This window comes from Janthinobacterium sp. J1-1, assembly GCF_030944405.1.
Taxonomy (GTDB): Bacteria; Pseudomonadota; Gammaproteobacteria; order Burkholderiales; family Burkholderiaceae_D; genus Janthinobacterium.
In genome coordinates this window covers 6,038,869-6,059,057 of sequence record NZ_CP132339.1, presented here as the reverse complement: position 1 = coordinate 6,059,057, position 20,189 = coordinate 6,038,869, and the positions used below count along the sequence as shown (strand labels likewise).

The window sequence follows — 20,189 nt, the reverse complement described above, 5'->3', positions numbered from 1 at the left end:
ATGCGCAGGCCGCCGGCGGCGTGCCTTTCCCGCCGGCCTGCCTCCGTGTCGATGACACTGTACGGAGGGCGCTGCTGCCCGGCGCGCTGCTGTGTGCGGTTTGCCATGTTGTAAATAATGCAATGGCGGCTACGTCAGCCGTTCAATTATAAGGGTTTTGCTTTTAGATTGGAAAGACCGGCCACGCCACGCTCGGCGGGCCACGCTGGCCGCGCCACGCCGGCCTTCAATAGATGGCCGGCGGCGTGGCGCCATCGAATTGCGGCGCCACCAGTGGCAGGTCGAGGGTAAAACGGCTGCCGGCGGGGCTGCTGGCCACCTGGATCGTGCCGCCCAGCAAGGCCGTAACGATGTTGTAACTGATCGACAAGCCCAGCCCGCTGCCGCCCTGGCCCAGCCTGGTGGTAAAGAAAGGGTCGAAGATGCGCGACAGATGCTGCTCGGCGATGCCGCCGCCGTTGTCCTCGAACACGATACGCACCCGCGTCTCGCTGGCGCTGGCCTGCAGGCGCATCAGGCCGCCGCCAGGCAGGCTGCCGGGCTCGCCAAACGCATGTACCAGGGCGTTGTTGATCAGGTTGGTGATCACCTGGCCCAGCGGCCCCGGATAGCTGTCCATGCCGATGCCGAATGCGATCTCGGTGTCGATCCGGTGGCCCGAGCTCCGGATGCGGTTCATCACGGTGGCGATGATTTCATGGCTGACCTGCAGCAGGTCGAACGGGCGGCGCTGCTCGGTGGTGCGGTCGACGGCCACCTGCTTGAAGCTGTTGACCAGGTCGGCCGCGCTGTGCAGGCCCCGCATCACCAGCGCGGACGCCTTGCCGGCGTCGTCGATATAGGCGGCCAGGTCCGAGCGGCGCAGGCCGGGGCCGTTCATCAGGCGCGCCACGTCGTCCGTCTTTTGCTGCATGGTGCTGGCGATCAGCAGGCTGTTGCCGATCGGCGTATTGAGTTCATGCGCCACGCCCGCCATCAGCGCGCCCAGGGCTGCCAGTTTTTCCTGCGACACCAGTTGCGCCTGCGCATCCTGCAGCTGGCGATAGGCATTGGCGTTGTCGAGCGCAATCGCGCCATACGCGCACAGGGTGCGAAAGATCAGCCGTTCGCGCTCGCCATAGGCGTGCGCATGGCAGGCTTGCACCGTCATCACGCCAAGGATGCGCTCGCCGACCATCAGTGGCACGTACAGCACGCTCTGGTTGTGCTGGGTGCCGGGCACGGTGTAGGCGTGGCGCCCGGAGGGGACTTGCGCGATATACACTTCGCTGCGGTTGGTCAGGCAGCGCACCGAATAGGCGCGCGGATTCGACAGCGGAATCGCATTGTGCGGCAGCGGCAGGCCGGCCTCCATGCCGTGCGCGCGGCGCAGCGCCGTGCCGGCCGCGTCGAGCATGTAGACGGCGAAGGTATTGACGGGCAACAAGGCGTGCACATGGCGGTCGAGCACCTGGAACACGGCGCCGGCGTCGAGATGGGTGGTGATTTCCTGGCCGATGGCCGACAGCCGTTCCAGCGTGTCGCTGGTCTGCTGCAGGATTGCCGCACGGCGCGCTTCGGAGGCCGCAAGTGCTCGGTGATGATCGCCCTGCGAGCGGGCATGTTCGGTCTGGTGACGCACCTGCATGGCGATGGCCCGGTTGGTGGCCTGCTGCGTATGGCTGCGCTCGCGCGCGGCGCCCGCGTCGAGCGCGATATCGTAGGCCCGCGCATGGTCGCCCGCATGGGCATACTCGCGCGCCAGCGCATCGAGCAGCTCGCCCGGCGGCGCGTAGCCGTCGATTGTCGTCGCCACCTGCAGCGCCTGCTGCAGATAGTGCAGCGCCGGATTCGGCTCGGCCATGCCGGTTGGTGCCGGCAGGTCGTGGCGCGCATGCAGCATGGCCAGCACGCGCAGCGCCGCCATCTGGTTGACGGCGTCGCCGCGCGCGCTGGCCAGCTGCAGCGCGCGTTCGGCGGCCAGCAGCGCGTCGTCGGGACGGTCCAGGTAGGACAGGGCGTGGGCGCTGCCGCGCTGGGCCTTGCCGCGGAAATCGGCCTGGTCCAGCGCCTCGGCGCGCTGTGCCAGGCGGCTGAAGGCGTCGAGCGCCATGTCGTAGTCGCCCTGGTCCAGGCTCAGCTCGCCGAGATAGAACAGCGCATTGGCATAGCTGCGCGCGCCCGATACGGGGGCCAGCACGGCCAGCGCCTCGCGCAGCAGTTCGCCGGCCGCGTCCAGGCGGCCCAGCTTGCGCATGGTTTCGGCCGTATGCGTCTGGCAGGCGCCGATGCTGCGCGGCCACAGGGTGGGGCGCGCCAGGTCCAGTGCGCACTGCATCCATTCGAGCGCGGCCTGGTGGTCGTTCAGATGGCTGAAGCAGTCGCCGATATTGATGGCGGCCGTGATGGCCGGACGCAACTGTCCGCTGGCCAGCGCCGCTTCATAGGCTTGCATGTAGTGGCCGACGGCCGCGCCCAGGTCGTGCGACACGAAGGCCATGCCGCCGCGAAAATCGTGGACCCAGGCCGCCAGCGGCAGCGGCAGTGGCGCGTCGCCGAAGTGGTCGCGCCAGCGCACCTGCGCCGCCGGCCCATCGCGCAGCACGGCCCAGCGTGCGGTGGCGGCATCGGCCAGGCTGGCGCGCATGGCGTCGCCGGCGCGACGTGCCAGGTCCGACGCCGTCTGCAGTTGGTCGCTGTTGCGTACATGGTCGCCGCGGTCGACCGCGATCGAGGCGAGCAGCCAGTGCGCATCAAAGCATGCCGCGCCTTCACCATGCGTGCACAGCAAGGCATGCGTGGCCTGGGCCAGTGCTTCGGCCTCGTCCAGCGCGCCATGCAGCCACTGCACTTCGGCCCGCACCAGCTGCAATCGCGCCATCACCAGTTGCTGCGCCGCCGGGCTCAGGCCCGATTGCGGCAGCAGCCGGCGCGCCTCTTCGGCCAGCGCCAGCGCGCGCGTGCAGTCGCGCTGGCGCAGATGCCAGCACAGCTGCAGCAGCACGGGCAGGCGCGCCGCGCCGTCCAGCGACGGCAGGGCAGTTGCCCATTGCGCCAGCTCAGCATCGAGCGCGAACATTTCCATCCGAACACCTCCACCGTGGCCAGGACGATGGCCTGCGGTCCATCACGCCCTGGGCCTTACCGGTGGCATTGTAAGCTGCAATCGCGTGCTTTTGTTCGGCTGAAAAGACAGATATTGCGGCGCCGCTCAGCGTGCCGCGTAGTGCACGGTGTCGAGCTTGTCGCCGGCGCGGGCGACGGCGCCCGGCAGCTGCTGCAGGCCGGTGATGGCGATCACGTCGGCATTGTCGCGAAATTCCAGGCGCGTGCCGCTGGCCGTTTCAAATACGCCAGGCGAGCGGCCGAACAGTTCCACTTCAGGCTGGCCCTTGATCTGCGTGAAATAGCGGTTAACCTGCTGGCGCAGCGCCAGCGTGTCGCCCGTATCGAGCCGGTAGGTGCTGCCGTACTGGGAAAATTCCTGGGGTGCCAGCTTGTAGGCCTTGCCCGACGATACCTTGACGGTATCCTGTTCGCCCAACTCCAGTGCGCTGGCGCTGAAACCGGACAGGCCGAGGATGGCAACGACGGCACCGAGGGCGAGGGTGCGCGGGAAGGAAGTTTTCATGTTTTCACCTTGTGATCGAAAATGCGGATGGGAGTGGGACCAGTGGTGTCTCCGGCAGCCACGCTGGCAGGGACAGTGCCAAGGTAGCAAGCGCAGTGCATGAAAACCAGTTGAAGGCGACGAAATGCCGGATTGGCGCGATGAAATGCAGAAATCCGAGGTTGAACGGTTTTGGAAGTAAATCCGGAAAGCAGGCTCGACAGCGAAATTAAATTTCGCCAGCCGAGTCGTGAGGAGGGGGAAATTCGAAAATCAGTACAGTGTCTGCGCCGACTCATGCAGCAACTGGCCATACAGGGTGTGGCGCATCTTCGCGATCTTGCCTGCGGCCACGGCGTCCAGGATGGCGCATTGCGGCTCGATCAGGTGGCGGCAGTTGTAGAACTTGCAGCCGCCCAGGTAGGGCTGGAATTCGCGGAAAGCGCGCTCCAGCATGCCTTCGCTCAGGTGATACAGGCCGAATTCCTGGAAGCCCGGCGAATCGATGATGGAGCTGTGCTGGCCCAGTTCCGGCAAGGTGTACAAACGGGTAAAGGTGGTCGTGTGCTTGCCGGTGTCGAGCGCGGCCGAAATTTCGCGCACGGCGATATCGGCGTCCGGCACCAGCAGGTTGATCAGCGAGGACTTGCCCATGCCCGACTGGCCGATCAGGATCGACGACTGGCCCGCCAGCAGCGGCGACAGCGTCGCCACCGCATGTTCCGGTTCGGCGCGGGCCGACACTTCATCGACCGGGTAGCCCATCGAGGAATACGGCAGCAGGCGTTCGCGGGCGCGCTCCAGCGACGCCGTCACATCGGTCTTGTTGAGGATGATGCGCGCCTCGATGCCGGCCGCGTCGGCCGCCACCAGCGAGCGCGAGATCAGGTCGTCTGCAAAGCCGGGTTCGGTCGCCACCACGATGAACAGCTGGGTCAGGTTGGCGGCCAGCAGTTTCGATTTGTACTGGTCCGAGCGGTACAGCAGGGTCTTGCGTTCTTCGATGCGGTCGATCACGGCCTGGTCGTTCGAGGTGCGCGTCAGGTGCACGATATCGCCGACGGCCACATTGGTCTTCTTGCCGCGCGTGACGCATTGCAGCTTGGCGCCCTCGACGTCGGCCAGGTAGTGGCGGCCATGGGCGGCGATGATGATGCCGGTCAGCTTGGCATCGCTCATTTTTCCACCTGTCGGCCGGCGTAAATGGCATCGGCCCTGGCGGCGCAGATGAAGTCGTTTTCCGACAGGCCGCCAGCGCCCTGGTTGACCGAGTGCGTGTCGTAGCGCACGGCGCAGGTTTTGTAAGTGATGATGAGCTCCGGGTGATGATCTTGGGTATGGGTCATATAAGCCAGGGCGTTGACGAACGCCAGGGTCTGGTAATAATTCTTGAAGTCGTAACTGCGGCACAGCTTGCCTTCCTGCAGCGTCCATTCCGGCAGCAGCGGCAGCAGGGCGGCAATGCCGGCCTCGCTCAGGGCGTGCTGCAGCGGGGCGCAAGTTTGCAGGGTCAGTTCTTCGAAGGTGTGTGGCAGGTTCATGCGGTTGCCCCTTTCAGGTGGCGGATGCGGACGCTGGCCGGCGGGTGCGAATCGTAAAAGGCCGAGTGCAGCGGGTCGGGTGTCAGGGTCGAGGCATTGTCTTCGTACATTTTCACCAGCGCCGACACCAAGTCGTCCGCCTGCGTATGCCGGGCGGCAAAGGCATCGGCCTCGAATTCATGCTTGCGCGAGCTGAGCGAAGCCAAGGGGCCCAGCAGGAAAGTAAATACCGGCAGCACCAGCATGAACAGCAGCAGGGCGATGGCGTCCGTCGGCTGGCCGGTCAGCGCCAGCGCCATCGGATCGATGCCCAGGCCCGCATAGAACCAGGGCTGGGTCTTCAGATAGCCCAGCAGCGCAAGGAAACCCAGCGAGACGGCGAACATCATGGCGATGCGCTTGACGATATGCTTGAGCTTGAAATGGCCCAGTTCGTGCGCCAGCACCGCTTCGATTTCATGCGGCGCCAGGCGCGACAGCAGGGTGTCGAAAAACACGATGCGTTTATTCGCGCCAAAGCCCGAAAAATACGCGTTGCCGTGGGCGCTGCGCTTCGAGCCATCCATCACGAACAGGCCTTTCGAGGCGAAACCGACGCGCTGCATCAGGCCTTCGATGCGGCTTTTCAGCGATTCGTCGGCCAGCGGCGTGAATTTGTTGAACAGCGGCGCGATCACGGTCGGATAGAGCACCATCATCAGCAACTGAAAGCCGCTCCATACGCACCAGGCGTAGAACCACCACAGGGCGCCGGACTTGTCCATCAGCGCCAGCACCACCCACAGCAGCGGCAGGCCGATCACGGCGCCCAGGCCCATGCCCTTGAGCATATCCATGAAAAACAGGCCGCGGCGCATGGTGTTGAAGCCGAAGCGCTGTTCCAGCACGAACTGGCGGTAGTAGTCGAACGGCAGGTCGACCAGCCCCGAGATGGCGACAAAGGCGACGATCAGGCCGATCTGGTAGGACATCCCCGGCCCCGTCAGTTCCTGCAGGTGCAGCGCCAGCCATTGCAGGCCGCCGAGCAGGGTAAACGCGACCAGCACGGCCGATTCGACCAGCAGGGTCAGCAAGCCGAACTTGGTCCTGGCCACCGTGTAGTCGGCCGCCTTCTGGTGTGCGGCGAGGGCGATTTTTTCGGCAAATTCGGCCGGTACACGGGCGCGGTTGGCCAGCACGTGGCGGATCTGCCGCGAGGCGAGCCAGAAGCGCACCAGCAGGGTCAAAACAAGGATGGAAACAAACAAAATCGAAAACGCGAGTGAATACATTCTGTGCCTGTGAGAAAATGGCTGATTATTCAGTTGATTAGGCCAAGAGAGAATTATGTCACAAGCGACCGACTTATCCACATCCTCCCCCGCACCGGCCGTGCCGGCCCGTCCCAACGAGATGAACCTGGTCTGGGTCGACATGGAAATGACCGGCCTGGAGCCCGACACCGACCGCATCATCGAAGTGGCGGTGGTCGTCACCGACATGCACCTGAACCTGCTGGCCGAAGGCCCCGTGTTCGTGATCCACCAGTCGGACGAAACCCTGAACAAGATGGACGCCTGGAACAAGGGCACCCATGGCCGCTCGGGCCTGATCGACAAGGTCAAGGCCTCGACCGTGACGGAAGCGCAGGCGGAAGCGGAACTGATCGCGTTCCTGAAAAAGTACGTGCCAGCCGGTAAATCGCCGATGTGCGGCAACACCATCGGCCAGGATCGCCGCTTCATGGTGCGCGGCATGCCGAAGCTGGAAGCGTTCTTCCACTATCGCAACGTCGACGTGTCGACCCTGAAAGAGCTGTGCAAGCGCTGGAAACCGGAAATCGCCACCGGCTTCAAGAAGCACCAGAAGCATACGGCGCTGGCCGATATCCTCGAATCGATCGAAGAGCTGAAATACTACCGCGAGCATTTCATCAAATTGTAAGATCGTTGCCGAAGTCGAGGATGGTCATGCCGCCATCCTCGGCTTGCAGTGCCACCGCAAACGGCCCCGTTTGCCGCAAGCCGGTGATCCACAGGGTCTCGTCCGGCTGTCTGTAGTATTCCACGCAAGTTCCAGCAGGCGCCAAGCGGCACACGATCAGCCCTGCACCGGCCACCGCGCACCATCGTTCCTGCGCATCGATCAGCGCCACCGCCGGATCGCCATAAAACTCGCCGATCACCGTCCTGACGCCATTTGGCCCTGTCACCGAGGCCGATTCATATTCATGCTCGACCATGTAATGGCGGCTGCGCGCCAACTCGCGCGTACTCATGCGTCGACCTCCGGCCACACGGTTTCCTGGTCGGCCCGCGCTTCGGCGATCAGCCATTCGCAGAAGGCATGCACCAGCGGGCGCGTCTCGGCCTGAGGCGAGCGCAGCAGGTAGTAGCAGTGGGGGCCCAGCACCTGGTGTTCGAACAGGCGCACCAGGCGGCCCGAGCGCAGGTCGTCGCCGATCAAGGGGCTGGCGGCGATCGCCACGCCCTGGCCGCTGGCGGCGGCGTCCAGGCATAAATAGGTGTGCGAAAAACGCGCGCCGCTGTTGCCGCTGTAGGCGACGCCGCAGCTGTGCAGCCAGCGGCCCCAGTCGATCTCACCGGCCAGGTGCACTTCCGGTTCGTCGTGCAGCAGCGGATAGCGCAGCAGGTCGGCAGGTCGCCGCAGCTTGGCGGCGCTGGCGCGAAAGCCGGGACTGCAGACGGCCGAAAACCGTTCTTCCATCAGCAAATCCACCTTCAGGCCCGGATAGCGGCCCGGCCCCAGCCGTATCGCTACGTCGACCCCGTCCCGCGCCAGGTCGACCGGATGCATCGAGGCCAGCACGCGCAGCTCGATCTGCGGATGGCGGTCGCGCAGCCGGCCCAGGCGCGGCATCAGCCAGCGCGAGACGAGCGAACTGGTGGCCGTCACCGTCACCACCTTGTCGTCGCCCTGGCGCCGCGCCGCCTCCGACACTTCGGCCAGCTGGTTCAGCACCGGCCCCAGCGCGGCCGCATAGCGCTGGCCGGCGCCGGTCAGCACCACGCCGCGCGGCAGGCGCTGGAACAGCGCCACCCCCAGCCAGGCCTCGACCTGCCGGACATGGTGGCCGATGGCGCCGGCCGAGACATGCAGCTCTTCGCCGGCGCGCTGGAAGCCTTCATGGCGGGCGGCCGCTTCAAACGCATGCAGGGCGGCGAGCGGGGGCAGGTGACGGGACATGCGAGCCTTAATCAAATTGAATCTATCCGTGAAGAATATTGGTTTGTTTCATTTTCCGCAAGCACTTATCATGTCAATGATGCGTGAATTGCACCCGCAAATTCATTGACGCATGTCCCATATTTTCAAAGCCATCCGCGATCGGCTTTGTTCCCATCATTTGAAGAGGTAAGTCATGTCTGATCGCCGCGCCGTTGCGCTGGTGTTGTTGTCGGCCGCCGGTTTCGGCAGCTCCGCCGTTTTTGCCAAGGCGGCGTATGCGTCCGGGGTCAATCCGTCGACCATGCTGGCCCTGCGTTTCGTGGTCGCCGCCATGCTGCTGTTGCCGCTGGTGTGGCTCGGCGGCTGGCGCTTGCCGCGCGGCCGCCTGCTGGCCGGCTACATGCTGATGGGCTTGATGTATACGGCCCAGTCGCAAGGCTATTTCAATGCCTTGCTGTATGCCAGCAGCGGCCTGTGCGGCATGTTGCTGTATGCCTATCCGGTATTGGTGACGATCCTGGCGCTGGCGCTGGGCTGGGAAAAGCTGGACCGCCGCATGCTGGTGCTGATGGTGCTGGCGATTGCCGGCATGGCCGTCACCCTGGGCGGCAAGCTGCAGGGCCAGCCGATCGGCATCGCGCTGGCGCTGATGGCCGCCGGCGTCTATGCGGTCTATATCCTGTTTGGCAACAGCCTGTCGAAAAGCGCGGTCATCATCCACCCGCTGGCCGCCTGCGTGGTGATACTCGGCACGGCCGGCCTGGCCAACAGCGCGATCGCCGTCTGGCAGGGCGTGTCCCTGCCGGGCACGGCCACCGGCTGGCTGGCGGTGGCGGCGATCGCCCTGTTCTCCACGGCGATCGCGATCGCGGCGTTTTTTGCCGGCGTGGCGCAGATCGGCGCGGCCCGCGCGTCCATCATTTCCACCTTCGAACCGGTGATCACCATGGCGTTTGGCGTGGGCATGCTGGGCGAAAAGGTCAGCGGCACGCAATTGCTGGGCGGCGCCATGGTGCTGGCGGCGGTGGTGTTGCTGGCGCACAAGCCTGCGGCCAAGCCGGCCGTCATGCCGGGTGCGCAGGCCAGCGCCTGACTTTGGAAATGGCGGGCCGGAGACGCGAGCCCGAGAAAATGCCGATGGCTGCGTTGCAGCTCCTCGCCGTACTATTCGTACTGTCTTCGTCGCTGCGCCTTGCCCTCGGCATTTTTCGGCCTCGCTTGGCCCGGAATGCCTGTGCGGGCGACTCAGGCTTTAATCCGTTTGCCGGTGTTCTGTGGCCTGGGGAGATAACTTAACGTCACTATTCTGACGCGGCTATTTTTCGTGCGGACACAATACAAATAAATCTTTAATTGCGAATGATTCGCATTTATAATTGATTTTACTACTTCCCACCAGCCAGCTTGCCGCCAGCCAGTGTTCGCCTTGAAAGGAGACCACCGTGCCCACCACCACGTGCCCATCACGCAGCATCGAGATCGCCGAAGAGTTCGCCCGTTTGCGCCGCGAGAAAAATGCGCGCCACCGCGATATCGCGCAGCAGCTGCAGATTTCCGAAGGCGAGCTGATCGCCGCGCATGCGGGCCTGTCGCTGGCCGACGGCGCCTTGCTGGGCGTCGAGCGCCTGCAGGCGCAATGGCCCGCCATCATCGCCGCGCTCGAACCGGTAGGCGAGGTGATGGCCCTGACGCGCAACGCCTCCTGCGTGCATGAAAAAACCGGCGTCTACCGCCAGGCCAGCCACAATCATCACGTGGGCCTGGTGCTCGGCGGCGAGATCGACCTGCGCGTGTTCTACCGCCAGTGGGCGCATGGCTTTGCCGTGCGCGAGCTGAAAGAAAACGCGGTGCAGCGCAGCCTGCAGTTTTTCGACGCCGCCGGCCATGCCGTGCACAAGATTTTTTTGCAACCGCAAAGCGCGCTGGCCGCCTGGGAGGCGCTGGTGACGCGCTTTGCCGATGACGACCAGGAGCCGGGCATGACCGTCGCGGCCTCGCCGGCGCCGGTGGCGGAATTGCCCGATGCGCGGATCGACGTGGCCGGCTTTCGCGCCGGCTGGGCCGACCTGCGTGACACCCATGATTTTTTCGCCTTGCTGAAAAAATACTCGGTCTCGCGCCTGCAGGGGCTGCGCCTGGCCGAGCCGCGCTTCGTGCAGCAGCTCGATGCATCCTGCGTGCTCGATCTGCTGAACGAGGCGGCGCGCGAAAAAGTCGCCATCATGGCCTTTGTCGGCAACCCCGGCATGATGCAGATCCATTCGGGTCCGGTGCACAAGATTTTGGTTGCGGGGCCGTGGATCAATATCCTCGATGCCCGCTTCAACCTGCATCTGCGCGAAGACCATGTCGCCAGCGCCTGGGTGGTGAAAAAGCCCACCGTCGATGGCCTGGTCACCTCGGTCGAACTGTTCGACGCCAAGGGCGACACCATCGTCATGTTCTTTGGCGAGCGCAAACCGGGCAACCATGAATTGTGCGAATGGCGCAATGTGGTCGAGCGCGTTGTGTCGGAGGGTGAATTATGCGCCGCATGATCGCCGCCAGCGTGGCGCGCCGTATCGCGCTGAAAAAAATGGGAGCTGGTGCCATCGCGCTGGCCGCGCCGATGCAGGTGCTGGCCGCCGTCAGCGACGCCGGCAAGCCGCTGGCCAAGACCCGCCGCATCGTCAGCGTGGGCGGCGCCCTGACCGAAATCGTGTATGCGCTCGATGCCCAGGCCGAACTGGTGGGCGTCGACACGACGTCGCTTTTCCCGGCCACCGCGCAGCAGCTGCCGCAGGTGGGCTATGCGCGCACCCTGTCGGCCGAAGGCGTGCTGTCGCTGGCGCCCACGCAATTGATCGCGACCGAAGAAGCGGGGCCGGCCACGGTGCTGCGCCAGGTGCGCGACGCGGGCGTGACGGTGCATGTGCTGAACGCGAACAACCGCTTCGAAGGCCTGCTCGAGCGGGTAAAACAGGTGGGCCGGATTACCGGCCGCGCGGAGCCGGCCACGCGCCTTGCGCAAACCTTGCAGCAGCAATGGAGCGGCGCCCTGGCCGGCGTGCAGCGGCGGCCCACCCCGGTACGGGTGCTGTTTATCCTGGCCCATGCGCCGAACCAGGTGATGGTCGGTGGCAGGGATACCGGCGCCGACGCCATGCTGGCGTATGCGGGCGCCATCAATGTGATGGGCGGACCGGCCGGTTTTGGCGGCTACAAACCGCTGACGCCGGAAGCCGTGATCGCCGCGCGGCCCGACGTCGTGCTGGTCACCGACCAGGGCTTGAAGGCGTCGGGCGGGGTCGACGGCATCCTGAAACTGCCGGGCCTGGCACAGACGCCGGCCGGCAAGCAGCACCGCATCGTCTCGCAAGAAGCCATGCTGCTGCTGGGCTTTGGCCCGCGCATGCCGCAGGCGCTGGCGGCGCTCGATACCGCGTTCGTCAAAGCCATGACGGCATGAGCGTGATGCCGCTGGCGCCGGCGGGCCGGGCCTGGAATGTTCCACGTCCCGGTGCCGTGGCGCTGCTGGTGGCCATGCTGGCCATCGGTTTGACGCTCGCGGTGCAGGCCGGCGCCGTGCCGGTGACTCTTGCCGACTGGCTGGCGCCGCTGCGTGCCAGTGACGAACCCTTGTCCGGCGGCGCCTATGTGCTGTGGCATATCCGCCTGCCGCGCGCGCTGTTCGCGGTGCTGGTGGGCGCCGCGCTGGCGCTGGCCGGCGGCCTGACGCAAGGCTTGTTTCGTAATCCGCTGGCCGACCCAAGCCTGCTGGGCATCAGCAGCGGCGCGGCCTGCGCGGGCGCCATCACCATCGTGTTTGCGGCCGGCCTGCAGGTGGTGCCCGAGCTGCGTCTGTGGCTGCTGCCGGGCGCGGCCTTTGCTGGCGCGATGATTGTCTGCGTGCTGCTCGACCGTGTCGCGCGCTGGGCCACCCCCGGCTCGATTGTCGGCCTGCTGCTGACGGGCGTGGCGCTGAACGCCATCATGGTTGCCGTTATGGGCTTGTGCATCTACCTGGCCAGCGACGAGCAGTTGCGCACCCTGACATTCTGGACCCTGGGTTCGCTGGCGGCCGGCAGCTGGCGCCAGGTGGCCGCCTTGCTGCTGGTGCTGGCCGGCGCGCTGTGGGCGACGCGGTATTTGACGCGCGCGCTGAACGCGCTGGCGCTGGGCGAAGCGGCCGCGCTGCATGTCGGTGTCGACGTGGGCCGCCTGCGCACCCAGGTGATTGTATTGGTGGCGGTGCTGACCGGCTTTGCCGTGGCCTGGTGCGGCGGCATCGGTTTTATCGGCCTGATCGCGCCGCACCTGGTGCGCACCTGGCTGGGCGCCGACCAGCGCCGCGTGCTGCCGCTGGGCATGCTGGCGGGCGGCTTGCTGCTGCTGTTGGCCGACACCCTGGCGCGCACGGTGGCGATTCCCGCCGAGGTCCCGGTCGGCATTTTCACGGCCCTGCTGGGAGGGCCATTTTTCCTGATGCTGCTGCGGCGCTTTCGCCATTCCACCGCCTGAGGAACGCCATGCCATTACTGGAACTGCATTTCGCCACCACCCGTCTGGGCCAGCAGTATTTCGGACCCTTCAATCTGTCCATCGCCGCCGGCGAACGGGTCGCCATCCTTGGCCCCAGCGGCGCCGGCAAGACCACCTTGCTCAAATTGATGGCGCGGGAATGCCGCCCGCATGCCGGGCGCGTGACATTCGGCGGCCGCCCGCTGGAACAATGGCCGCTGATGAAGCTGGCGCTGCGCCGCGCCGTGCTGCCGCAGGCATCGAACGTGGCCTTCGGCCTGCAGGCGGAACTGGTGATTGGTCTCGGCCGGGTGGCGCGCCTGTTTGATCCGCAACTGCATCACATCGTGCAGCAGGCGGCCGCGCTGGCGCACGCCAGCCATCTGCTGGGCCGGCGCATGGACAGCATGTCGGGCGGCGAGCAGGCCAGGGTGCAGCTGGCGCGCATCTTTGCGCAATTGTGGGATGTGGAAGGCGGGCTGGTGCTGGTCGACGAACCGCTGGCCGCGCTCGATCCGGGCCTGCAGTTTGAGCTGCTGGACAGCATCGCCAATTTTTGCCGCGCGCGCGGCCACGCGGTGGTCGCCATCCTGCACGACATCAACCACGCGCTGCTGGGTTTCGAGCGCCTGCTGCTGGTGCGTTCGGGCCAGCTGGTGGCGGACATCGCCAGCGATATGGCCGCTGTGCCCAAGCTGGCCGCGCTGTACGGCATTGCCCTGACGACGGCTACCAACAGCGCCGGCGACGTGTGCGTGGTGCCAGCCAAAACACCGGCCAAAATGCCGGCAAAAAAAACTAGGGCGGCACATTCTGCTTACCTCTCCCGCGGGCACTATTGAAGCGCGTTGCTGTCCAAGGTCGCATGGGAATCTTCCTCAAGGAGAGCGATCATGTCAGGACGTCCTATTCGTGGCGAAGCCGAGTGTCAGTACACGCTGGCACTTCAATGCGCCGACTGCGCCGCATGCGCACAGCGCATGCCGACGACATATACCAAGACCCGCAAGCTGGTGACGATGCATGGGCTGATCCAGCTGCGCTTGCAAATCCGCCGCTGCGAGAATGCCCAATGCCCACGCTTCCATCAAGTCTGCCATCCCGAGGAAGAAGGCCGCTGGGCGTTACCCAAGCAGGAATTCAGCTTCGATGTGGTGCTGCGCGTGGGGCAGTTGCGTTATCGCGAACATCGCTCTTGTCCCGAGATCTTCCAGCAGTTGCGCCAGGAAGGTGTCGACCTGGCCGAACGCAGCGTCTCGAACCTGCTGACGCAGTACGATATTCTGCTCAGCCTGGCACTCGACACCTTGCCCGAACGCGCCGCGCAACTGGCTGCCCAGGGACGCGCGATCCTTGCCATTGACGGCCTGCAGCCCGATGTGGGCCATGAGGTCTTGTGGGTGGTACGCGACACGCTGTCCGGGCAAGTGCTGTGCGCGCGCAGCCTGCTGTCATCGGCGCGTGCCGAGCTGCAATGCCTGCTGGCCGACGTGACGGCCGCCCTGCCGGTGCCCGTGGTGGCGGTCGTGTCCGACGGCCAGCACAGTATCCGCCAAGCGGTCGCTGCCGCCCTGCCCGGGGTGCCGCATCAACTGTGCCAATTTCACTACTTGAAGGAAGCGGCGCGTCCCTTGTGGGAGGCGGACCGGCATGCCAAGAAAGAGCTCAAGAAACTGGTGCGTGGTGTGCGCCCGCTGGAACGCGTTGCCGAACAACGGCCCGGGCCGACCGGCGAAGTCGCCCTGGGATACTGCGCGGCGGTGCGCAGCGCGCTGACCGATGACGCGCGCGCACCGCTGGTCTTTGGCGGCTTGCGCTTGCACGAACAGCTCTCCGGCATCCATGCCAGCGCGCGGCGCGCCGCGCAAAAAAGGGGGCGCCCACGGAAGTGAAGCGCCTGGCCGGCATGCTCGGGCGCGCCCTGAGCAGTACCGCACGATGGTGGCCGCAGGTGGCGCAAGGCGCGGCCTGGGTGCAGGGCGCGAGTGCGATCCTGCGCAATGACGAGGGGCTATCGGCGGATGCGCTGATGGTGCGTTATCGGGACTGGCTCGCGCAAATGGACAGCGCCACGGAGTGCCCCGACCTGCCCGACACCTTGCGCAAGGCCCTGTCGCACTTCGTCAAGGTGAGCGCCAGTTACGGCGGCGATGTGTTCCATTGTTACCGCATTGCCGGACTGCCCCGCACGAACAATGCGCTGGAGCAGGCCTTCGGCAGCCTGCGCTACCACGAACGGCGTGCCAGTGGCCGCAAGGTGGCCTCGCCTTCACTGGTGCTCAGTGGCAGTGTGCGCATGCCGGCAGCGCTGTTTACCCGGACCGGCACGGTGACGCGCGACATGCTCGCCGCCGTACCGCAAGACCGATGGCGCGCGACGCGCGCCGACCTGGAGCGGCGTCGCCAGGCGCGCTGCCAGCGCCATCGTTTCCGCAAGGATCCCGCCCACTATCTGGCGGGACTGGAGAAACTGTGCGATGAGCTAAATGTGCTGACCTAGAAAAAAAGCGCCGCATGAAGCGGCGCAGTGGCGTACTACAGGGTATTACTCGGCTGCAGGCTCGGCGGCCGGCTCGGCGCCGCAGCACTTCTTGTACTTCTTGCCGCTGCCGCAAGGGCAGTCGTCGTTGCGGCCCACTTTCGGCTCTTCGCGTTTCAGGGTCTGCACGGCAGGCTTGCGGCGCGGCACCCAGAAACGGTGGATTGCCGGCAGGTTCGCTTCCAGTTCCTGCGCCAGCTTGTGCGCCTTGACCGGGTCTTCCACCAGTTTCAGTTCCTCTTCCTCGATCTCGTCGGCGCCCAGCAGGTAGACCGGCTGCATCAGGTCGCCCACTTCCGAGTCCCAGATCTCGTTCCACGAACCTTCGCGCAGTTCCATGCCGTCCCAGAAGCCCCAGCACCAGGCTTCGGCGTCGATCAGGGTCTGGCCTTCATGCTCGTGCTCGACGAACAGCGGCTCGAATTCTTTCGGCGCCACTTCGAACGTAACCAGCACCTCGTTCATGAAGCGCATGATCAGGTTGACGATGCGTTCTTCTTCCTTGCTGTTCTTGAACTTGGGCGCGTCCTTGATATCCTCGCCCCACACGCGCGGCAACCACTCGGCCGGCATGATCGGTTCCGGGCCGATCGCCACCGCCGTCAGATAGCCGTGCAGCATATCCATGGTCATGGCGTCTTCGGAGCACCGGTCCGACAACAGGAACTGGTCTAGTTCGTCAAATTCTTTTTCTGATAATGGCTGTTCGAGTTGCATGGCTTGCTCTTAATTTGAAGTAAGGGGACAGTATACGCCTTGCAGGGCCGCGCCGCCCAAGTGTTTATGCAGGCCGCCCTTGCGCGCCGTACAATGGCGCTTATGCACAACGAAAACCCGCCGCACGAGGACGACAGGCCCGTCCACCCTTATTCCGAACTGAGCCCCGACTGCGTGCTCGACGCACTCGACAGCGTCGGCCTGCATGGCGACGGCCGGCTGCTGGCGCTGAACAGCTATGAAAACCGCGTCTACCAGGTCGGCATCGAAGACAGCGCGCCGCTGGTGGCCAAGTTCTACCGCCCCGGGCGCTGGAGCGACGCCGCCATCCTGGAAGAGCATGCGTTCGTGTCGGAACTGGTCGAGCGCGAAATCCAGGTGGTGCCGGCGCTGGACATCAATGGCACGACTTTGCATCAGTACCAGGGCTTCCGCTTTGCCGTCTTCCCGCGCCATGGCGGCCGCGCGCCCGAGCTGGACGATCCGGCCACGCTGGAATGGACAGGGCGCTTCATCGGCCGCATCCACGCCGTCGGCGCCTTGTCCAGCTACAAGGAGCGCCCGGCGCTCGATCCGCACACCTTTGGCGTCGAGCCGCGCGAATTCCTGCTGGCGGGCAGCTTCCTGCCGCCCGAACTGGTGGCCGCGTACTCCAGCGTGGCGCAGCAGGCGCTCGACGGCGTCAAGCGCTGCTATGACCGCGCCGGCGACGTGGCGCTGTTGCGCACGCATGGCGACTGCCACGGCGGCAATGTGCTGTGGACCGACGCCGGCCCCCATTTTGTCGACTTCGACGACAGCCGCATGGGTCCCGCCATCCAGGATTTGTGGATGATGCTGTCGGGCGAGCGCGGCGACCAGGTGCGCCAGATGAGCGATATCCTGGCCGGCTACGAGGATTTCTGCGATTTCCAGCCGCGCCAGCTGTACCTGGTCGAGGCGCTGCGCACCCTGCGATTGATCCATTATTCGGCCTGGCTGGCGCGCCGCTGGGACGACCCGGCCTTTCCGGTCGCCTTTCCGTGGTTTAACACGCAACGTTATTGGCAGGACCGCATCCTCGAATTGCGCGAACAGGTGGCTCTCATGGACGAAGCGCCGCTCTGGCCGATCTGAGCTAAATAGGGAAAAGCGCGGTAAACAGGCCTCTGCTTGCCGCGCTGATGCAGGCCCGGGCACGCGATAATGGTGTCGATAATTCCAACAGGAATTCTGTAATTCATCCGATTCAGCGAGAAATTATGCATACCCGCATGCCAGCACAGCACAATCAGCAAGCCGCCGCCCTCAACGACGACGAGTTCGACCAGGACAGCATCGTCTCGCTGCATGATTTCCAGGATCTCGACCCGGAAGCCGACACCCCCGTCGCCCAGGCCAAGGCCGTGCCCGTGTCGCAGGCAGCAGAATCCGATGCCGGCGGCGATACGGCCGAAGTGGCTCCCGATGCGGCCGCCGGCCGCCAGCAGATGGAACTGAAAGCCATCCACGAAGCCATTGCCCGGGTCGAAGCGGAAGCGAAAGCCACCTGCGCCGCCGAAAGCCGCGCCCTGGCCGAGGCGCGCGTGCGCACGCTGGCCGAAGACCGCGCCGCCATCGATGCGGCCGCCGCCGCCGCCGCCCAGCAAAACGCGCAAGCGGCCGAGGAAGCCATCGCCGCCAACCGCGAGCGCCTGGAAACCATGCGCGCCGCCGCCCAGGCCAGCGTGGCGCGGCTCGAAGCGGTGAAGCTGGAAACGGCCGAACTGCGCGCCCGCGTCGACTCCGACAATGAAATCCGCCTGGCAGCCGAACAGCGCACGCGCGCCGAGCAGGAAAACCGCTTGCGCGCCAGCGAACAGGTGGCGGTGCAGTCGGAGCTGGCCGAACAGGCCGCGCGCGCCGCCGAGGAATTGCAGGTACAGACCGAGCAGGCGCGCCTGCAGGCGGTCGAGCGGGTCGCCGCCGTGCAGGCGGCCAAGGAAGAAATGGTCGGCATCGCCTCGGCCGACGCGCGCGTGGCCGTGATGGCGCGCGAACGCGAGCGCCATGCCCACGGCGCGCGCAAGACGGCGCAGATGCTGGCCGAAGCGGAAAGTGAAGCACTGGAACTGACGGTGCAGCGCGAGCGCGCCGACCAGATCGCGCTGGAATCGGCCTTCAACCGCGCCGCCGCCGAAGTGCGGGCGCTGGAAGAAGCGCGCGCGCTGGCCCACCTGGAACAGGAACGCGAAGCGATCGCGCTGGCGCAGGCCGAATCGGAACGCCATGCGGCCCAATCGCTGCATCTGCGCCTGCAGACGGAAAAAGAACTGCGCGACGCGGCCGTCCACCGCGAGCGCCTGGAGATGGTGGCCGCCGCCAGCGCCCAGGCGCGCCGCGATGCCGACATGCGCATCCTGGCCGCCACCGAAGCGCGCATCGAAGTGGACCGCCAGCTGCGCGCCGTGGCGCTGGCCCGCATCGCTGCCGAGCAGGACGCGGAAATCGCCGGCCACGCCCGCATGGAAGCGGAAACGGCGGCGCTGCAGGAAACCCGCGCGCGCGAAGCGGCCGAGCACGACGCCAGCCTGGCCGCGGCGCGTGAGCTCGAAGCGCAGCAGCAGGCGGCCAGCCTGGCGCAACAGCGCGCGCAAACGGCGCAGGCGGCCAGCGACCTGGCCGAACGCCAGAACGCAGCCGAACAGCAGGCCCTGGCCAGCGCCGAAGCACAACTGGCGGCGCAGCGCGAGGCGGCCGAACTGGCCGAACAGAAGGCGCTACAGGCCGAGCGCCTGGCGGCGCAGGAACAGGACAGAGTCACCGCCGAGCAGGCCGCCATCGCCGCCCTGAAGGCAAAACTCGATGCGGAAACGCTGGCGCTGCAGGCAACGCAGGAACGCACTGCCGCCGAGCAGGCGCAGCTTGAGGTGCTGCGCGCCCGGCAGGACGCGGAGTTGGCCTTGAAGGACGCGGCCGAGCGGGAAGCGGCCGCCACCCGCATTTTGCTGGAGCAGGCGCTGGTTGATGCCGAACAGAAGGCGGCCGCCGCGCAGGCGGTGCAGGCGCAGGCACGCCTGGCGGTGGAACTGGGCCTGGTGCATGGCGAGCGCGCCCGCGTGGAAAGCGACAAGGCGCACGCCGCCGAAGAATTGCTGGCGTCCGAGCGCGCCTTTGTCGCCTGCGAGCGCGAATCGCTGGCGCTGATCGATGAAAAGCTGGCGCAGCAGCGCCAGGCCAGCAGCGCCGAGGAACGCGCCTCGAAAGCCATCGCCGGCCGCCTCGATGCGGAAAAGCAGGCCACCGTGGCGGCCGAAGCGCGCGCACTGATGGAAGAGCAGGCGCAGGACGCCATGCGCTTGCGCGAACAGGCCGAAATGGCCGCCCGCCAGGCGGCCCAGGAAAAACTCGAAGCCCAGCGAGCCCTGCTCGACAGCGCCCAGGCGCATGCGGCCGTGCAGCGCAAGGCGGCCGAGACCACGCGCGCGATGGCGGTGGCCAAGCAGCAGCTGCTGGAACTGGAAATGCGCCGCGCGCAGCAGCAGGAACGCGAACTGGCCGACCTGCGCGCCAGCCTGCGTGAAAAGCAGGGCGAGTTTTCGGCAGCGTTGACAGCCGCCCGCGTCAAGGCCGAACAGGTAACGTCGGCCAGCATGACGCGCGAAGTGCTCGACCGCCTGACGCACACCAATGCGGTGACGGGCACCGTCTGGCGCGCGCGCCAGGAGGACTGAAAAAAAGCCGGCCCGTGAATACGGGCCGGCCATGTCGTCGCACCGCCATCAGGCTCAAGGGCTCAGCACGACCTTGTCGGCGTAGTATTCCGTCTCGCCGAAGCATTGCGTCGGCACGCCCTTGTGCTGGTTGTAGCTGATCAGCACGTGCTTGCCGGCGGCGGCCGTCAGCTGTTTTGCCACGGCTTCGTCGCGCACGCTGAACTGGAATTTTTCCGGTATCGTGCCTGGCAGCGCCGTCAGCATCAACTCGCCCTCCCAGGTCTTGCAGACCCAGCCCCGCTTGGAAAACTTCAGCAAGTGGCCGGCGCGTTCGCCTTCGGAGTACGAAAAACTCAGGGCCAGCCAGGTATAGGCCGCCAGCAGCAGGGCGCCTGCCAGCAGGAAGATGATCAGGGCGATGCTGACTTTTTTGGTGGTGGGGGTCATGGTGGTTATCTATA

At 65.9% G+C, this 20,189-nt stretch carries 18 protein-coding genes; 9 read left to right on the top strand and 9 right to left on the bottom strand.

Features of this window, described 5'->3' with window-relative positions; genetic code table 11:
- Positions 1-226: 226 nt before the first annotated feature.
- The 5 genes from Q8L25_RS27645 to Q8L25_RS27625 all read right to left on the bottom strand — a co-directional run bounded on the left by Q8L25_RS27645 (position 227) and on the right by Q8L25_RS27625 (position 6,401).
- Positions 227-3,064 (bottom strand): ATP-binding protein, encoded by a 2,838-nt coding sequence (locus Q8L25_RS27645; protein WP_308922434.1) that lies wholly within the window; start codon positions 3,062-3,064, stop codon positions 227-229.
- Between the two features lie 126 nt (positions 3,065-3,190).
- Positions 3,191-3,610, bottom strand: coding sequence for a hypothetical protein (locus Q8L25_RS27640; protein ID WP_308922433.1), 420 nt, complete (start codon positions 3,608-3,610; stop codon positions 3,191-3,193).
- A 252-nt stretch (positions 3,611-3,862) separates the two neighbouring features.
- The gene (gene rsgA, locus Q8L25_RS27635; RefSeq protein WP_308922432.1) at positions 3,863-4,768 is read right to left on the bottom strand and encodes a ribosome small subunit-dependent GTPase A; all 906 of its coding nucleotides are present in this window, start codon (positions 4,766-4,768) and stop codon (positions 3,863-3,865) included.
- Positions 4,765-5,130: a 4a-hydroxytetrahydrobiopterin dehydratase gene (locus Q8L25_RS27630; RefSeq protein WP_308922431.1), complete on the bottom strand. Its 366-nt coding sequence runs from the start codon at positions 5,128-5,130 to the stop codon at positions 4,765-4,767. Before Q8L25_RS27630 ends, rsgA begins: the two co-directional genes overlap by 4 nt.
- On the bottom strand, positions 5,127-6,401 hold the full coding sequence (locus tag Q8L25_RS27625; protein WP_308922430.1) for a M48 family metallopeptidase: 1,275 nt from the start codon (positions 6,399-6,401) through the stop codon (positions 5,127-5,129). Before Q8L25_RS27625 ends, Q8L25_RS27630 begins: the two co-directional genes overlap by 4 nt.
- A 55-nt stretch (positions 6,402-6,456) precedes the next feature.
- Here Q8L25_RS27625 and orn point away from each other — a divergent pair, with 55 nt between their 5' ends.
- Positions 6,457-7,053, top strand: a complete 597-nt coding sequence (gene orn / locus Q8L25_RS27620) for an oligoribonuclease (protein WP_308922429.1) — start codon at positions 6,457-6,459, stop codon at positions 7,051-7,053.
- Here orn and Q8L25_RS27615 read toward each other — a convergent pair.
- Positions 7,043-7,387 (bottom strand): hypothetical protein, encoded by a 345-nt coding sequence (locus Q8L25_RS27615; RefSeq protein ID WP_308922428.1) that lies wholly within the window; start codon positions 7,385-7,387, stop codon positions 7,043-7,045. The two genes, orn and Q8L25_RS27615, sit on opposite strands and share 11 nt — an antisense overlap.
- Complete coding sequence (gene gcvA / locus Q8L25_RS27610) at positions 7,384-8,316, bottom strand: transcriptional regulator GcvA (protein ID WP_308922427.1); 933 nt, start codon at positions 8,314-8,316, stop codon at positions 7,384-7,386. Before gcvA ends, Q8L25_RS27615 begins: the two co-directional genes overlap by 4 nt.
- Positions 8,317-8,491: 175 nt before the next feature.
- Between gcvA and Q8L25_RS27605 the strand changes: the two genes are divergently transcribed.
- The 6 genes from Q8L25_RS27605 to Q8L25_RS27580 all read left to right on the top strand — a co-directional run bounded on the left by Q8L25_RS27605 (position 8,492) and on the right by Q8L25_RS27580 (position 15,298).
- Positions 8,492-9,391, top strand: coding sequence for a DMT family transporter (locus Q8L25_RS27605; RefSeq protein ID WP_308922426.1), 900 nt, complete (start codon positions 8,492-8,494; stop codon positions 9,389-9,391).
- A 349-nt stretch (positions 9,392-9,740) separates the two neighbouring features.
- Complete coding sequence (locus tag Q8L25_RS27600) at positions 9,741-10,835, top strand: ChuX/HutX family heme-like substrate-binding protein (protein ID WP_308922425.1); 1,095 nt, start codon at positions 9,741-9,743, stop codon at positions 10,833-10,835.
- Positions 10,823-11,746 (top strand): ABC transporter substrate-binding protein, encoded by a 924-nt coding sequence (locus Q8L25_RS27595; protein WP_308922424.1) that lies wholly within the window; start codon positions 10,823-10,825, stop codon positions 11,744-11,746. The genes Q8L25_RS27600 and Q8L25_RS27595 overlap by 13 nt, the downstream gene beginning before the upstream one ends.
- Positions 11,743-12,798, top strand: coding sequence for an iron ABC transporter permease (locus tag Q8L25_RS27590; RefSeq protein ID WP_308922423.1), 1,056 nt, complete (start codon positions 11,743-11,745; stop codon positions 12,796-12,798). The genes Q8L25_RS27595 and Q8L25_RS27590 overlap by 4 nt, the downstream gene beginning before the upstream one ends.
- An 8-nt stretch (positions 12,799-12,806) precedes the next feature.
- Complete coding sequence (locus tag Q8L25_RS27585; RefSeq protein ID WP_308922422.1) at positions 12,807-13,640, top strand: ATP-binding cassette domain-containing protein; 834 nt, start codon at positions 12,807-12,809, stop codon at positions 13,638-13,640.
- A gap of 138 nt (positions 13,641-13,778) precedes the next feature.
- Positions 13,779-15,298, top strand: a protein-coding gene (locus Q8L25_RS27580) for an ISNCY family transposase (protein ID WP_308925651.1) whose coding sequence is annotated in 2 segments (ribosomal slippage) — positions 13,779-14,685 and positions 14,685-15,298 — 1,521 coding nt in all. Because the reading frame shifts where the segments join, the coding sequence is not laid out codon by codon here.
- A gap of 45 nt (positions 15,299-15,343) precedes the next feature.
- Here Q8L25_RS27580 and Q8L25_RS27575 read toward each other — a convergent pair.
- The gene (locus Q8L25_RS27575; protein ID WP_308922421.1) at positions 15,344-16,054 is read right to left on the bottom strand and encodes a UPF0149 family protein; all 711 of its coding nucleotides are present in this window, start codon (positions 16,052-16,054) and stop codon (positions 15,344-15,346) included.
- Between the two features lie 102 nt (positions 16,055-16,156).
- Here Q8L25_RS27575 and Q8L25_RS27570 point away from each other — a divergent pair, with 102 nt between their 5' ends.
- Positions 16,157-17,170, top strand: a complete 1,014-nt coding sequence (locus Q8L25_RS27570; protein ID WP_308922420.1) for a serine/threonine protein kinase — start codon at positions 16,157-16,159, stop codon at positions 17,168-17,170.
- A gap of 137 nt (positions 17,171-17,307) precedes the next feature.
- Positions 17,308-19,746, top strand: coding sequence for a hypothetical protein (locus Q8L25_RS27565; RefSeq protein ID WP_308922419.1), 2,439 nt, complete (start codon positions 17,308-17,310; stop codon positions 19,744-19,746).
- Between the two features lie 54 nt (positions 19,747-19,800).
- Here Q8L25_RS27565 and Q8L25_RS27560 read toward each other — a convergent pair whose 3' ends face one another.
- Entirely contained in the window at positions 19,801-20,175 is a 375-nt protein-coding gene (locus Q8L25_RS27560) for a hypothetical protein (protein WP_308922418.1), read from the bottom strand.
- Between the last annotated feature and the right edge of the window lie 14 nt (positions 20,176-20,189).